Source organism: Pseudomonas sp. Leaf58 (genome assembly GCF_003627215.1).
GTDB lineage: Bacteria > Pseudomonadota > Gammaproteobacteria > Pseudomonadales > Pseudomonadaceae > Aquipseudomonas.
On sequence record NZ_CP032677.1, the window covers coordinates 1,713,527 to 1,727,205 of the forward strand.

At 64.4% G+C, this 13,679-nt stretch carries 13 protein-coding genes, 1 tRNA gene and 1 pseudogene; 9 read left to right on the top strand and 6 right to left on the bottom strand.

From position 1 onward, the window contains the following. The first annotated feature begins 134 nt into the window (after positions 1-134). From rlmM to pdxB, 3 genes are all read left to right on the top strand, one after another. Entirely contained in the window at positions 135-1,199 is a 1,065-nt protein-coding gene (gene rlmM, locus DV532_RS07985) for a 23S rRNA (cytidine(2498)-2'-O)-methyltransferase RlmM (protein WP_056806431.1), read from the top strand. A gap of 402 nt (positions 1,200-1,601) precedes the next feature. Then, positions 1,602-1,844 carry a sulfurtransferase TusA gene (gene tusA / locus DV532_RS07990; protein ID WP_003248727.1) on the top strand — a complete coding sequence of 81 codons (243 nt, stop codon included), beginning with the start codon at positions 1,602-1,604 and terminating at the stop codon, positions 1,842-1,844. A gap of 60 nt (positions 1,845-1,904) precedes the next feature. After that, the gene (gene pdxB / locus DV532_RS07995; RefSeq protein WP_056806435.1) at positions 1,905-3,047 is read left to right on the top strand and encodes a 4-phosphoerythronate dehydrogenase PdxB; all 1,143 of its coding nucleotides are present in this window, start codon (positions 1,905-1,907) and stop codon (positions 3,045-3,047) included. Positions 3,048-3,104: 57 nt separating this feature from the next. Here pdxB and DV532_RS08000 read toward each other — a convergent pair whose 3' ends face one another. Next, on the bottom strand, positions 3,105-3,284 hold the full coding sequence (locus DV532_RS08000) for a PA1571 family protein (protein ID WP_056806439.1): 180 nt from the start codon (positions 3,282-3,284) through the stop codon (positions 3,105-3,107). A gap of 212 nt (positions 3,285-3,496) precedes the next feature. Here DV532_RS08000 and DV532_RS08005 point away from each other — a divergent pair, with 212 nt between their 5' ends. The 3 genes and pseudogenes from DV532_RS08005 to DV532_RS31165 all read left to right on the top strand — a co-directional run bounded on the left by DV532_RS08005 (position 3,497) and on the right by DV532_RS31165 (position 7,060). Continuing rightward, entirely contained in the window at positions 3,497-5,254 is a 1,758-nt protein-coding gene (locus DV532_RS08005; RefSeq protein WP_056806442.1) for an ABC transporter transmembrane domain-containing protein, read from the top strand. A 762-nt stretch (positions 5,255-6,016) separates the two neighbouring features. Next, positions 6,017-6,127 (top strand): annotated as a pseudogene (locus DV532_RS31160) (hypothetical protein); the annotation flags it as partial. Positions 6,128-6,355: 228 nt separating this feature from the next. Continuing rightward, a complete protein-coding gene (locus tag DV532_RS31165; protein WP_372339994.1) occupies positions 6,356-7,060 on the top strand; it encodes a methyl-accepting chemotaxis protein in 705 nt (234 codons plus the stop codon). Between the two features lie 53 nt (positions 7,061-7,113). On the opposite strand, the gene DV532_RS08015 is transcribed toward DV532_RS31165, so the two are convergent. Both DV532_RS08015 and DV532_RS08020 read right to left on the bottom strand, forming a co-directional pair. Further along, positions 7,114-7,190: transfer RNA gene (locus DV532_RS08015), tRNA-Pro, on the bottom strand. A gap of 81 nt (positions 7,191-7,271) precedes the next feature. Continuing rightward, positions 7,272-7,493: a YgdI/YgdR family lipoprotein gene (locus tag DV532_RS08020; protein ID WP_056806449.1), complete on the bottom strand. Its 222-nt coding sequence runs from the start codon at positions 7,491-7,493 to the stop codon at positions 7,272-7,274. Positions 7,494-7,681: 188 nt separating this feature from the next. Here DV532_RS08020 and moaB point away from each other — a divergent pair, with 188 nt between their 5' ends. Both moaB and glp read left to right on the top strand, forming a co-directional pair. Then, positions 7,682-8,221: a molybdenum cofactor biosynthesis protein B gene (gene moaB, locus DV532_RS08025; RefSeq protein ID WP_056806452.1), complete on the top strand. Its 540-nt coding sequence runs from the start codon at positions 7,682-7,684 to the stop codon at positions 8,219-8,221. 22 nt (positions 8,222-8,243) lie between these two features. Continuing rightward, a complete protein-coding gene (gene glp, locus DV532_RS08030; protein ID WP_162241148.1) occupies positions 8,244-9,431 on the top strand; it encodes a gephyrin-like molybdotransferase Glp in 1,188 nt (395 codons plus the stop codon). On the opposite strand, the gene DV532_RS08035 is transcribed toward glp, so the two are convergent. Continuing rightward, on the bottom strand, positions 9,420-10,667 hold the full coding sequence (locus tag DV532_RS08035; RefSeq protein WP_056806457.1) for a glycosyltransferase family 4 protein: 1,248 nt from the start codon (positions 10,665-10,667) through the stop codon (positions 9,420-9,422). The two genes, glp and DV532_RS08035, sit on opposite strands and share 12 nt — an antisense overlap. 278 nt (positions 10,668-10,945) lie before the next feature. On the opposite strand from DV532_RS08035, the gene yegS reads away from it, so the two are divergent. Continuing rightward, positions 10,946-11,833: a lipid kinase YegS gene (gene yegS / locus DV532_RS08040; protein ID WP_056806460.1), complete on the top strand. Its 888-nt coding sequence runs from the start codon at positions 10,946-10,948 to the stop codon at positions 11,831-11,833. Here yegS and DV532_RS08045 read toward each other — a convergent pair. Together DV532_RS08045 and DV532_RS08050 are read right to left on the bottom strand one after the other, a co-directional pair. After that, positions 11,817-12,476, bottom strand: a complete 660-nt coding sequence (locus tag DV532_RS08045; protein ID WP_056806463.1) for a response regulator transcription factor — start codon at positions 12,474-12,476, stop codon at positions 11,817-11,819. The two genes, yegS and DV532_RS08045, sit on opposite strands and share 17 nt — an antisense overlap. Continuing rightward, positions 12,466-13,362 (bottom strand): sensor histidine kinase, encoded by an 897-nt coding sequence (locus tag DV532_RS08050; RefSeq protein WP_056806465.1) that lies wholly within the window; start codon positions 13,360-13,362, stop codon positions 12,466-12,468. Before DV532_RS08050 ends, DV532_RS08045 begins: the two co-directional genes overlap by 11 nt. Between the last annotated feature and the right edge of the window lie 317 nt (positions 13,363-13,679).

Below are 13,679 nucleotides of genomic sequence, written 5' to 3' on the forward strand. Positions count from 1 at the left end.
GAAAGGTCAGGTTAGACCGCTTTGCGCCACCTGACCCTTTTCTGGACCGGCGGGGCGTGTCGCAGGTTCCCATCTTCCTTTATCATCGCCGCCCTGCCGGCGCCTGTGGCGCGCCAGCCGTAGTGGAGTGAGAAATGAATACCCTGTTCATGCATTGCCGGCCCGGTTTCGAGGGTGAGGTGTGCGCCGAAATCAGCGAACATGCCGCCCGCCTGGGCGTTGCCGGCTATGCCAAAGGCAAGCCGCACAGTGCCAGCGCCGAGTTTGTCTGCAGCGAGGAGGGCGGTGCCGAGCGCTTGATGGGGGAACTGCGCTTCAATCAGCTGATTTTCCCGCGGCAATGGGCCCGTGGCGACTATGTCGAGCTGCCGGAAAGCGACCGTATCAGCGTGTTGTTGGCGCACCTGGCCGACTTCCCGGTGTTTGGCAGCCTGTGGCTGGAAGTGCTGGATAGCAACGAAGGCAAGGAACTGTCCACGTTCTGTCGCAAATTCGAGGTGCCGTTGCGCAAGGCCTTGGAAAAGGCCGGTCGCTTGGTCGAAGACGCCAGCCGGCCGCGCTTGCTGCTCACCTTCATCAGTGGCCGGCGGGTTTTCGCTGGCGTTGCCGCAGGCAACAACAGCGCGTTGTGGCCCATGGGCATCCCGCGGCTGAAATTCCCCCGCGAGGCCCCCAGCCGTTCGACCCTCAAGCTGGAAGAGGCCTGGCACCAGTTCATCCCGCGCGAGCAGTGGGAGCAGCGCCTGGGCGATGACATGACCGGTGTTGACCTGGGGGCATCGCCGGGTGGCTGGACCTACCAGTTGGTGCGTCGGGGCATGCTGGTAACGGCCATCGACAACGGGCCGATGGCCGAAAGCCTGATGGATACTGGGTTGGTCCAACACCTGATGGCCGATGGTTTTACCTGGCAGCCGAAGCAGCCGGTGGACTGGATGGTGTGCGATATCGTCGAGAAGCCGGCGCGTACTACCTCGCTGATCGAAACCTGGCTGGGTGAGGGGTTGTGCCGTGAGGCGGTGGTCAACCTCAAGCTGCCTATGAAGCAGCGTTATGCCGAAGTACGCCGGCTGCTCGACCGCATGGAGGCGACGTTCAAGGCGCGGAAGATCAAGGTGTCGATTGCTTGCAAGCAGCTGTACCACGATCGTGAGGAAGTGACTTGCCACCTGCGGCGGATGGACTTGAAGCCGCGTTGAGTTTTAGGCGCAGGGCTTGGATTTTGTGGGGCTTGGCTTAAGTTTCTGGTTGGTGTTGAGTTCGAGCGCCGCCCGTGCGGCGCTTCGCGGGGCAAGCCCGCTCCCACATCTGTTTCCGGCCAATTATTCCTGTGCCAAACGGGTTGCAGCCTTGGTGCATCGCTGAAGATTGATTAAAAGCAGCCGCGCCCCCTCGATATCGAATGGAACAAACAAGGCGGACAGAGGTGACCCCACAGGAGTGACTGGCCGCAAACAGATGTGGGAGCGGGCTTGCCCCGCGAAGCGCCGCGCGGGCGGCGCACGATCGCAATGCACACACAAACCTGAAGGCATGCGTCCGAGGCCCCTTGGACCGCGTCGCGCTATGCGCGACAATGACGATCATTTGCGGAGCCCCCCATGACCGATTTCACCCCCGACGCCATCCTCGATGCCACCGGCCTGAACTGCCCGGAACCGGTGATGATGCTGCACCAGCACGTGCGTAACCTGGCCGCTGGCGGCCTGCTCAAGGTCATCGCCACCGACCCCTCGACCCGCCGCGACATCCCCAAGTTCTGCAATTTCCTCGGCCACGAACTGCTGCAACAGCAGGAAGACGCCGGCACTTTCTTGTACTGGATCCGCAAGAAAGCCGACTGAAGCGCTCTGGAACAGGCCCGGCGTTGCGCCTACACTGCGTTCCCCAGACAGGAGAGCGCCATGCTGATAGTTGCCGACGAGAACATCCCGCTACTCGATGCCTTCTTCCAAGGTTTCGGTGAAATCCGCCGTTACCCGGGCCGAAGCCTCGATGCCGCCAGCGTCAAGGACGCCGACATACTGCTGGTGCGCTCGGTAACCAAGGTCGACCGCCAGTTGCTCGACGGCAGCCGCGTGCGCTTTGTCGGCACCTGCACCATCGGCACCGACCACCTGGACCTGGGCTACTTTGCCGAAGCCGGTATCCACTGGAGCAGCGCACCGGGCTGTAATGCCCGCGGCGTGGTGGATTACGTGCTAGGCAGCCTGCTGACCCTGGCCGAACTGGATGGCGTGGCACTGCCCGAGCGCGTGTATGGCGTGGTAGGCGCGGGTGAGGTCGGCGGCCGCCTGGTGCGGGTGCTGCGCGGGCTGGGTTGGAAGGTGCTGGTGTGTGACCCGCTGCGCCAGGCCGTCGAGGGTGGCGACTACGTCAGCCTCGATACCCTCCTGCAACAGTGCGATGTGATCAGCCTGCATACCCCCTTGCAGCGCGGCGGCGCGCACCCGACCTGGCACCTGATGGGCCAGGCACAACTGGCCCAACTGCGCCCAGGCGCCTGGCTGCTCAACGCCAGCCGTGGCCCGGTGGTGGACAACGCCGCCCTGCGCGAACTGCTGCTGGAGCGTGAGGACGTGCATGCAGTGCTGGATGTATGGGAGGGCGAGCCTCAGGTTGACCTGCAACTGGCTGACCTTTGCACATTGGCTTCGCCGCACATCGCCGGCTACAGCCTGGACGGCCGCCAGCGTGGCACGGCGCAGATCTACCAAGCGTTGTGCCGCTTCCTGGGTGTGGGTGAACAGGTGCAGTTGGCCGACCTGCTGCCCCGGCCGCCGCTGGCGCAGATCGAACTGGATGCCAGCAGCGACCCGGCCTGGGCCTTGGCCACCTTGTGCCGCGCCGTTTACGACCCGCGTCGTGACGATGCCGACTTCCGCCGCAGCCTCAGTGATGACCCGCTTTTGCAGCGGGCGGCGTTCGACCAGTTGCGCAAGCAGTACCCGCCACGGCGCGAGATCGAAGGGTTGGCAGTGCGCTTGCGTGGCGAGTCGCCGCAGTTGGCGCAGTTGGTGAGTGCCTTGGGTGGGGTACTGGTCTGACAGCTTTCAGGCAAATAAAAACCCGGCGCTAGCGCCGGGTTGCAAGGTATTCGCCGATCACCCTTTGCCTTTGCGTACGCGCTCGGCCCGGCTTTCTTCCAGGGCCTTGCAGGCCTGCTGGATCATCTGCTCGGTGATCGGTACTTCGTGCCCCTGGGCATCGATAAGCGAACCGCACACCTGCGCTGGCGGGGTGGTTCGGGGCTTTTGGTGGTCGCTGCCATGCTGCAAGCTCATGTAGTGCCTCCTCATCAGGTTAAAACACAGGGTACCCCTGCGCCATGACCGGCCTGTGACCGTTGCTGCGCTGTCACGGCAGGGATAGTCCAACAGAAACGTCGGTAAAGCTCCATAGCCTGGTTAGAACGATAGGCTATAGCAAGCTGCAAGGGTTCCCCGGGCCGGGATGAGTGATAGGCTGCGCTTTCCCCGCCATTGTGGTCAGCGCCATGCCCGAATCGGTTTCCCCACGTCAACGCCGCGCCTTGCGCCTGGGTTGGCAGTTCGTTCGTCCGTACCGTCGCCAGGTGCTGCTGGCCTTGCTTGCGCTGGTGGTGACCGCCGCCATTACCCTGTCCATGGGCCAGGGCATTCGCCTGCTGGTGGACCAAGGCTTCATGACCCGCTCCGCACACCAGCTCAACCAAACCATTGGCTTGTTCCTGTTGTTGGTACTGGCCCTGGCAGTGGGCACCTTTAGCCGTTTCTATCTGGTGTCGTGGATTGGCGAGCGCTGCGTGGCCGATATCCGCCGCGCGGTGTTCGACCACCTGATCGGCCTGCACCCAGGTTTTTTTGAAGACAACCGCAGTTCCGAAATCCAGTCGCGGCTGACCGCCGACACCACGTTGCTGCAATCGGTAATCGGCTCATCGCTATCGATGTTCTTACGCAACGCGCTGATGGTCATCGGCGGGGTGGTGCTGCTGTTCATCACCAACCCCAAGCTCACCAGCATCGTGGTGGTAGCCCTGCCACTGGTGCTGGCGCCGATCCTGCTGTTCGGCCGCCGGGTGCGCAGCCTGTCGCGGCAGAGCCAGGACCGGGTGGCAGATGTGGGCAGCTACGTAGCCGAGACCCTCGGGCAGATCAAGACGGTGCAAGCCTACAACCACCAGGCGCATGACCGCGAGCTGTTCGCTGGTACGGTCGAGGCGGCGTTCGCCGTGGCCCGGCAGCGTATCGCCCAGCGCGCCTGGCTGATCACCCTGGTGATCGTGCTGGTGTTGGGGGCGGTGGGGGTGATGCTGTGGGTCGGCGGCATGGACGTGATCGCCGGGCGTATTTCTGCGGGCGAGCTGGCCGCTTTCGTGTTCTACAGCCTGATCGTCGGCAGTGCCTTCGGCACCCTCAGCGAAGTGATCGGCGAGCTGCAACGCGCAGCGGGCGCTGCCGAGCGCATTGCCGAACTGTTGGCGGCGCGCAGTGCCATTTTGCCGCCCCCGGTGGCGCAGGCGCTGCCGCGGGCCAGCGGGCGCATCGAGCTGCAACAGCTGGTGTTCGCCTATCCGTCACGCCCTTCGGTGGCGGCTGTCGACGGCCTGAGCCTGACCATTGAACCGGGGCAGACCGTGGCCTTGGTAGGCCCATCGGGGGCGGGCAAGTCGACCTTGTTCGATTTGTTGCTGCGCTTTTATGACCCCCAGCAAGGGCGCATTCTGCTCGATGGCCAGGTGATTACTCATTTCGACCCTGCGCAACTGCGCCAGCAGTTCGCCCTGGTAGCGCAAAACCCCTCGCTGTTCCGCGGCACGGTCGAGGCTAACATCCGCTATGGTCGGCCCGAGGCGACCTTGGCCGAGGTCGAGGCCGCGGCCCGTGGTGCCCATGCCGATGCGTTCATCCGGCAACTGCCCGAGGGCTACCAGACACCGCTGGGCGAGGGCGGCATCGGCCTGTCCGGCGGGCAGCGGCAACGCCTGGCCATTGCCCGGGCGTTGCTGGTCGATGCGCCGATCCTGTTGCTGGACGAGGCCACCAGCGCCCTCGACGCGCAAAGTGAACACCTGATTCAGCAGGCGCTGCCCAGCCTGATGGCCGGGCGCACCACCCTAGTGATCGCCCATCGTCTGGCTACCGTGCAGCATGCCGACCGTATCGCGGTCATCGACAAGGGCCGCTTGGTGGCGGTGGGTACGCACCGCCAATTGATCGAGGAGAGCCCGCTGTATGCGCGCTTGGCGGCTTTGCAGTTCAGCAACGGCTAGCGCGTCGTGGCTCTGTAACATTTCTGTAGTAATTGCCTGAGAGTATCTAGCTCAACTGTTGCGTAAGTGCTCGACCTAGCTGCCATTGCTTGATGGCAGCTTTTTTTTGGCCTGCCAACAAGGACATGGAATGTCTTACCTGGTGTAGCGAATGCGCGCCATTCCTTTCCTTCGGTTTTGAGATCCACGATGTTGCGTAAATCCCTCAGAGTGCAAATTCTCTCGCTGCTCGGTGGCAGCCTAGTGGCGATGTTGCTGATCGCCCTGGTGTGTTTTCAGTTTCTCTCGTCCAGCGTGCGCGGCTACGCGGCACTGGTCGACGGGCCGCTGCGGGCCTCGCAACTGATCGACGAAGCTAACCTGCAGTTCAAGATTCAGGTGCAGGAATGGAAGAACGTGCTGTTGCGCGGACGCCAGCCGGCCGATATGGACAAATACTGGCAGCAGTTTCAGGCGCGCGAGCAGCAGGTGCAGCAACTGCTTGGGCAACTGATTGACAGCAGCGACGCTAGGCTCAAGGTACCGCTGCAGCAACTGCGTGATAGCCACCGGCAGTTGGGCCAGGCCTATGCACAGGGCCGCCAGGCATTCCTGGCAGCGGGTGGCGACCCGGTAGCTGGCGACCAGGCGGTCAAGGGCGTGGACCGTGCCGCCAGCGAACAGATGAGCGAACTGGTCGAGCAACTGCGGGCCGATGCTCGCCAGCGCGCTGCCAGCCTTAGCGCCAGCGCCGAACGCACGGTATGGTTGGGCCTGCTGGTGATGTTGGCCTCGGCGGTGTTGGTAGGGCTGCTTAGCCTGTGGTTGGTCAACCGCAGCTTGATCGAGCCGATTCGCCAGTTGATCGAGTACGTGGCGCAGCTCAGCCAGGGCCGCTTTGCCGCCCGGGTGGACAGCCGCCGCGAGGACGAACTGGGGCGCCTGGCGCGGGCTGCCAACACCTTGCGCGACTTCCTCGCCGACACCGTCGGCCGGCTGCAGGACAACGCCCAGGAGCTGGAAGGTGCCAGCGGCCAGTTGCGCAGCATCGCCGGTGACATGGCCCGTGGTAGCCACGACCAGTTCCAGCGTACCGACCAGGTAGCCACGGCCATGCACGAAATGTCTGCCACTGCCCAGGAAGTCGCCCGCCACGCGGCCGAGGCCGCTCGTGCGGCGGACGACGCCGACCACAGTGCCCAGGCAGGCGAGCAGGTGATGCAGCAGACCATCGACATCATCGGCGCGGTCAACCGCGAAATCGCCGGCACGGCAGCGGTGATTCGCGACCTGGAGCACGACAGCACGCGCATTGGCAAAGTGCTCGAAGTGATCCGCGGCATTGCCGAACAAACCAACCTGCTGGCGCTTAACGCGGCCATCGAAGCAGCGCGCGCCGGCGAGGCCGGGCGGGGCTTTGCGGTGGTCGCCGATGAAGTACGCAGCCTGGCCCAGCGCACGGCGGCGTCAATTGCCGAGATCCACCAGATCATCGAGGCGGTGCAGTCGGGGGCGGTGGAAGCGGTCAAGGCCATCGAAAGTGGCCAGCAGCGCAGCGAGGAGGGTGCCGAGCAGGTGCAACAGGCCGGCCAAATGTTGCAGCGCATCACCCTGGCAGTGGAGGCGATCCGCGACATGAACCGGCAAATTGCCACGGCGGCCGAAGAGCAGACCAGTGTGGCCGAGGACATCTCGCGCAACCTGATCGAAATCACCCGCATCGCCACGGCCAACCAGGAGGCGGTGCAGCATACCGAACAGGCCGGGCAACGCCTGCATGGGTTGTCGGGGCAATTGGGTGAGGTGACCTCGCGCCTTACCGCCTGACACGCTTTCAGGCGCACAACAAAAAGCCCGCACAAGGCGGGCTTTTCAGGATTTGGTCGGAGAGACAGGATTCGAACCTGCGGCCTTCTCGTCCCGAACGAGACGCGCTACCTGGCTGCGCTACACTCCGATGAGCAAAATCCTACTGCATCCTTTTTTTGCCCGCAAGCCCTTGTAGTTGAAAGGGCCTTTGCAAAAAAGCACGCTGCAATCAGAGCTCTTTGACGGTGCGGATCTGGTCCTTGTTCAGGCGCGTGCGCTTACCGTCCAGTTGCTCAAATTCATAAAAGCCGGAGTCTTCGTCGTACTTAGGTGTGTCGGTGGCCTGGATTTCGCGACCGTCGTTCAGGGTAATGACGCTTGGCGAAGCGCAGCCAGCGAGGGCGCCCAGGCCCAGAACGAGTAGGAAGGCGGGGAGGGTCCGTTGAATCATCGTGTTTCTCCAGTGCGAGGGTGCTAGATGACATTAAGACGCAGGGCGTTCACGCAAGTTCCTCGTACAGTGCAGCATAGCGCTAATGCCCAGGCATTGACCGAGGGCAAGGGCCTAGGCTGGCCACGCGGCGCAGGGCACTGGCTGTGATATAACTGCGGCCATCCCAACCTTTGTGACAGACCCCCATGAAAGCCAAGGCAGATACCCCCTTCGTGCCGCTGAACATTGCTGTGCTCACGGTCAGCGACACCCGTACCTTCGATACCGACACCTCCGGGCAGTTGTTCGTCGACCGCCTGGGCGCAGCTGGCCACCGCTTGGCCGAGCGCGTGTTGCTGAAGGACGACCTGTACAAGATCCGCGCTCAGGTCGCCGCTTGGATCGCCGATGACAGCGTACAAGTGGTGCTGATCACCGGAGGCACCGGCTTTACCGGCCGCGACAGCACGCCCGAGGCTGTCGCTTGCCTGCTGGACAAGCAGGTAGAGGGCTTTGGTGAGCTGTTCCGGCAGATTTCCGTGGCCGATATCGGCACCTCCACCGTGCAGTCGCGCGCCCTCGCCGGGTTGGCCAACGGTACCCTGGTGTGCTGCCTGCCGGGTTCGACCAATGCGGTGCGTACCGGCTGGGACGGCATTCTTGCCGAGCAGCTCGATGCCCGCCATCGCCCGTGCAACTTCGTGCCACACCTGAAGCAGGCAGCGGCCTGTGACAGCCGTGGCTGAGGTCCGCCAGGCCCGGCCGCTGATGCCGGTGGAGCAGGCACTGGAGCAGCTGCTGGGGCTGGCCGAAGCGGCACCGATCCGTGACACCGAGAACCTGCCACTGGCCGAGGCCGAGGGCCGAGTGCTGGCTACCGACTTGGTGGCCTCGCTCGACCTGCCGCCGTGGCCGAACAGCGCCATGGACGGTTACGCCCTGCGCCTGGCTGACTGGCAGGGCGAGCCACTGCCGGTCAGCCAGCGGATCTTCGCCGGCCATGCACCGCAGCCGCTGCAACCGGGCACCTGTGCGCGTATTTTCACCGGGGCGCCGGTGCCCGCCGGTGCCGACTGCGTCGAAATGCAGGAAAATACCCAAGTGGCAGAAGACGGCCGGGTACGCTTTCTCGAACCGCTGAGAACCGCACAGAACATTCGCCCCCAAGGCCAGGAAACCCGCAAGGGTGAGCAGGTGATGAGTGCCGGCACGCGCCTTGGGCCGATCGAACTGGGCCTGGCCGCGACCCTGGGCCACGCTCGCCTGGATGTGGTGCGCAAGGTGCGGGTGGCGGTGCTGTCCACCGGCGATGAGCTGGTCGAGCCCGGCTTGCCACTGGGGCCCGGGCAAATCTACAACAGCAACCGCCGGCTGCTGGTCAGCTGGTTGCAACGGCTGGGCTGCGAGGTGGTTGACGCCGGCATCCTGCCGGATGACCTGGCGCGTACCCGCGCCTGCCTGGCCGGGCTGGGCGGTGTCGACTTGATCCTGTCCACCGGCGGTGTCTCGGTTGGCGAAGCCGACTACCTCGGCGCCGCCCTGCGCGAAGCCGGTGAACTGGCGTTGTGGAAGCTGGCGATCAAGCCGGGTAAACCGCTAACCTTCGGTCACTTCCAAGGCGTACCGGTGATTGGCCTGCCGGGTAACCCAGCCTCGACCCTGGTCACGTTTGGCCTGTTGACGCGGCCTTACCTGCTGCGTCGCCAGGGCGTGGCCGAAGTCACGCCGCTGCGTTTCGACATGCCGGCAGGCTTTGATTGGCCTAAGCCCGGCACGCGCCGTGAGTACCTGCGCGCACGCATCGAGCAGGGCCAGGTGCGCATCTACAAAAACCAGAGCTCGGGCGTGTTGCGCAGCGCAGCCTGGGCCGAGGGGTTGGTGGAAGTGCGCGAAGGCAGCACGCCGAAGCAGGGCGACAGCGTGCCGTTCATCCCCTTCAGCGAGCTACTTGGCTGAGCGGCCCAGCCAGGCACTGGCCAGTGGCGCGGCTTCGGCCGGTGCTGCCTGGGCCAGGCGCATGTGCACGTTCTCCAGTTGCTGCGCGGCAACGCTCCAGTCGTGGCGCTGGCGAGCGAACTGGCGCCCGGCGTCGCTCAACTGGCTCATGCGCCATGGCTGGTTCAACAGCTGGGTGATCAGCAAGGCCAGCTGGTCGCCGTCGTCACTGCCCAGGTAGTGCTCGCCGTTGTTCGCGGCCAGGCCGGAAACGCCTTTGCCGGTGGTGATGACCGGCAAGCCGGCGGCCATCGCTTCGAGGATTTTCACCTTGGAGCCGCCGGCGTAGCGCAGCGGTGCGAAAAACAGCGCCGAACGCCGCTGCAGCTCACGCAGGTCTGGGCGGTAGCCGAACCATTCGATCCGTGGGTCGTTCCAGTGCAGTTTCCAGCTGGCCGGCATGGCATGCCCGGCAATCGCCAGGCGCACTGCCGGGTTGCTCATCCACACCTGCGGCATGATGTCTTCCAGCGCCCATTCGATGGCTTCCAGGTTGGCGCCATATTCGAAGTTGCCGACGAACAGCAGGCGCTGGCTGTGCAGTGCGGGTTGCACGTGCTGGTAGAAATCACAATCCACGCCATTGACCACCACGTTCACAGGGCGCCCGCTGATCTGTGCGATCAGCTCGGCATCGTGGGCGCTGACCGCCACCAGTTCGCTGGGCTGGCGGAGCACGCGGTGCTCCCAGCGCCGGTAGCGCCAGCGGTCGAAGGCGTTGAGCGGGCGCAGCCACAGCGGCAGCGGGTCGTGGCTGGCGCCGCCCATCACTGACTCCAAGGTGTGCTCACTGAGCATGTAGGGCAACCCGCGCGCCAGCAGGGCTTTTTCGAAGGGCTGGAAGCTGTAGCTGTGCTCGATCTGGATCACGTCCCAGGGTTCATCGAGCAGTTGCTCGAAGCGGTGCCGCAGGCAAGGGGCCAGGCCATGGATGATCGCCCGCATGGGGTAGTCGATGATCGGCGAGGCCAGCAGGTTAAGCGGGCTGTGCAGTGGCCGGCGGGGCAGCACGATCAGGCGTTCGAGCAAGGGCTCCAAGGCTTCGCGGGCGCTATCGCTCAGGGGGACTTTCGATTGCACCAGCAGGGTAATGCGGTGGCCGCGCTGTGCCAATGCGCGTATCAAGTGGTATTGCCGGGTCTTGCTGCCGCTGGTGGTCGGCCAGGGCAGGTAAGGCAGTGTCCAGAGAATGCGCATGACCCGGAATCCTCGCTAAAAGCTACGGATAGCAAGACGCGCCCGTAAGCAGCAGTGGTAAAACCACTGCCGGGGCGCGTCCATGGCAACAGGTATATTTGCTGAGCATAGCCGCGCATTTCAGGCATGGGGGAAAAGACCGGCACCGCTGTCGATTAATGTCCGGCGGGCGCTCCTAACATTGGCCGCTTTGGCCCGTTTTTTTTGGCGGCGCATGCAACGATCCGGTGGTATGGAAGGTCGAGATCTGGGTTGGTCAACATCACGGAGGCGCGCACATGCAAGGGCGTAAGGCAATGCTGATCCTGCACGGCAAGCAGGCGATGAACGAAGAGTTGCGCAGCGCCGTGTATGGCCTGCGCGACAGCGGCTGGGTGCTGGATGTGCGGGTCACCTGGGAGGCCGGTGACGCCCAACGGCTGGTTGCCGAGGCGCTGGCTGCCGGCTACAGCCATATCGTCGCCGGTGGCGGGGATGGCACATTGCGCGATGTCGCCGAGGCCATGGGGCGGGCGGCTACCGAGGCCAGCCTGGCCTTGTTGCCGCTGGGTACCGCCAACGATTTTGCCAAGGCGGCAGGCATACCCCTGGAGCCCGCCACCGCGCTGGCCCTGCTGAACCTACCGGCACAGCCAATAGACCTGGGCCAGGCTGGCGAGCAGATGTTCCTCAACATGGCCACGGGCGGCTTTGGCAGCCAGGTCACCGCCAATACTTCCGAGGACCTGAAGAAGGTGCTGGGCGCTGCCGCCTACCTGTTCACCGGGTTGTCGCGCTTCAGTGAACTGCAGGCAGCCTCGGTGACGTTGCAGGGGCCGGGTTTTCACTGGGAGGGGGACTTGCTGGCGCTGGGAATCGGCAATGGCCGCCAGGCCGGCGGCGGGCAGGCGCTATGCCCAGAGGCCGTGGTGAATGACGGCCTGCTCGACATCGCCATCCTGCCGGCGCCGCAGGAGGTGGTCGGCGCCCTGCGTGAGCTGCTGGCAGGTGACGGCCTGTTTGTACGGGCCAGGTTGCCCTGGGTCGAGATCAAGTGCTCGCAAGGGCTGGACATCAACCTCGATGGCGAGCCAGTGCAAGCCGATAACCTGCGCTTCCAGGCCAAGCCCGCTGCACTGTGCGTGCACCTGCCGAGCGGGTCGCCGTTGCTCAGTCGTCCAGGCTGATGATTTTCTCGCGCACGGCAAACAGCACCAGGCCGGCCACGTCATGGATCTGCAGGCGCTTCATGATCTGTGAGCGGTGGGTTTCCACGGTCTTGATCGACAGGCCCAGGCCGCTGGCGATTTCCCGCGTCGACTTGCCGCGTACGATCAGGCGCAAGATCTCCAACTGGCGCACGGTGAGGCTATGCCGCTCACCAGCAGGTTGCTTGGCCTGCCTGGCGTGCCGCAGCGCCTGGTTGATGACCGTATGGGCGATCGCCGGGCTGAGGTAGCGCTCGCCATTGCGCACCGCGGCCAGGGCCTGCTCCAGTTCGGTGGCGCTGGTGTCCTTGAGCAGGTAGCCATGGGCGCCGCTCTCCAGGGCTCGCATGATCAGGTCCGGGTCGGTGTGCATCGACAAGATCAGCACCTTGCAGGTGCTACCGCTGGCGCGCAGTTGAGTGAGGGCGTCCAGGCCGCTGGTCGAGCGCATGGAGATGTCCAGCAAGATGATGTCCGGTGCTAGCGTGCGCACCTGCTCGAGCAGTTGGCTGCCGTCGTCGGCTTCGCCGATTACGTCGTAGCCGGGGACGTCGCCGACCAATGCACGCACCCCTGCGCGGATCAGCGAGTGGTCGTCGACCAGCAGCAGTCTACAGGTCATGGGCGGCACTACTCCTGGCGCGTTGCTGGGTACGCGGCGGCCATGGGAACACGGCTTCGATGCGCGTGCCCTGGCCGAGCTGGCTGGTGATGTCGAGGCTGCCGTGCAAGGCGAACACCCGCTCCTGCATGCCGGCCAGGCCACGCTGGCCGGCCTCGGCGGGGTGCTGGGCGGGCACAAAACCGCGGCCATCATCGTGGATTGACAGCGCCAGCCCTGCGGGGGTGCGCTGCAAGCGGATAACCAGGTTGCGTGCTTGGGCGTGGCGCAACATGTTGGTCACGGCCTCCTGGGTGATGCGGAACACCGCCATTGCCACGGCCTCGTCGATACCTCCAAGGCGCTGGTTGCACGCCAGGCTCCAATGTACGCTGCTGCTGGCCAGCGTGCGCAGCAGGTGCGCGCGCAGGCTGGCTTCAAGGCCAAGGCTGGCCAGCTGCCGCGGGTTGAGCAGGGCGGACACATCACGCACGTTGCCCAAGGTGTCATCCAGCGTGCTGCGCAGGGCTTCGCAGTGGGTCTGCAGTTCATCGGGCATGCGCCGTTGCAGCCACTGCAGCTGCAGCTTGGCGGCAGTGAGCAACTGGCCGATGTCGTCATGCAGCTCCCGGCTTAGGTGCTGGCGCTCGTCTTCCTGGACCTTAAGCATGCGCTCGGCCAGTTCTGCCGGGCGCATGCTGATTGACCGAGCGCCCAGGCCCAGGAACACAACGGCGCCCAGCGTGGCGGCTAGCTGCAGCACCAGCAGGCCGCCCGGGATTGCCTGGTTGGCCAAATACAGCACGAGGTTGGCGACCAGCGAGGCCACGCACAGCCCGGCCGTCGCCCAACGCAGCAGGGCAGCGCGGGTGCAGCAACGCAAAGGAGTTTTCAAGCGTGGGAACATAGGTAGGGAAGCCACTGAAGTATTGCTGATGAAGGCCTTGAACAATGCGGGTCAAAGGCTTTGGCGCAGTACTTTCGATGTTTTTTTGAACACGTGATCTTTCAACCGTTGGGCAGGTTGCAAGCGTTTGTGGGGGCGCATATTACCACTTCGCACTGCATCGGTCGCTGCTGGGTAACGCCTTGAACGCTTGCCGGTCGGGCGGTGGCGGGTAGCAAAGTGCCACCCGGTAGTGTTGCCTCACGCACTTGCCGGGTAACTTGCGCATTAACGCTAAAACTTGGCCTCAACGTGGCCCCCGGGTAACTTGGGTAACT

Excerpts from the sequence above, each read along its gene's own strand:
- rlmM (WP_056806431.1), top strand. The coding sequence starts at position 135 with ATGAATACCCTGTTCATGCATTGCCGGCCCGGTTTCGAGGGTGAGGTG.
- tusA (WP_003248727.1), top strand. The coding sequence starts at position 1,602 with ATGACCGATTTCACCCCCGACGCCATCCTCGATGCCACCGGCCTGAAC.
- pdxB (WP_056806435.1), top strand. The coding sequence starts at position 1,905 with ATGCTGATAGTTGCCGACGAGAACATCCCGCTACTCGATGCCTTCTTC.
- DV532_RS08000 (WP_056806439.1), bottom strand. The coding sequence starts at position 3,284 with ATGAGCTTGCAGCATGGCAGCGACCACCAAAAGCCCCGAACCACCCCG.
- DV532_RS08005 (WP_056806442.1), top strand. The coding sequence starts at position 3,497 with ATGCCCGAATCGGTTTCCCCACGTCAACGCCGCGCCTTGCGCCTGGGT.
- DV532_RS31165 (WP_372339994.1), top strand. The coding sequence starts at position 6,356 with ATGTCTGCCACTGCCCAGGAAGTCGCCCGCCACGCGGCCGAGGCCGCT.
- DV532_RS08020 (WP_056806449.1), bottom strand. The coding sequence starts at position 7,493 with ATGATTCAACGGACCCTCCCCGCCTTCCTACTCGTTCTGGGCCTGGGC.
- moaB (WP_056806452.1), top strand. The coding sequence starts at position 7,682 with ATGAAAGCCAAGGCAGATACCCCCTTCGTGCCGCTGAACATTGCTGTG.
- glp (WP_162241148.1), top strand. The coding sequence starts at position 8,244 with ATGCCGGTGGAGCAGGCACTGGAGCAGCTGCTGGGGCTGGCCGAAGCG.
- DV532_RS08035 (WP_056806457.1), bottom strand. The coding sequence starts at position 10,667 with ATGCGCATTCTCTGGACACTGCCTTACCTGCCCTGGCCGACCACCAGC.
- yegS (WP_056806460.1), top strand. The coding sequence starts at position 10,946 with ATGCAAGGGCGTAAGGCAATGCTGATCCTGCACGGCAAGCAGGCGATG.
- DV532_RS08045 (WP_056806463.1), bottom strand. The coding sequence starts at position 12,476 with ATGACCTGTAGACTGCTGCTGGTCGACGACCACTCGCTGATCCGCGCA.
- DV532_RS08050 (WP_056806465.1), bottom strand. The coding sequence starts at position 13,362 with ATGTTCCCACGCTTGAAAACTCCTTTGCGTTGCTGCACCCGCGCTGCC.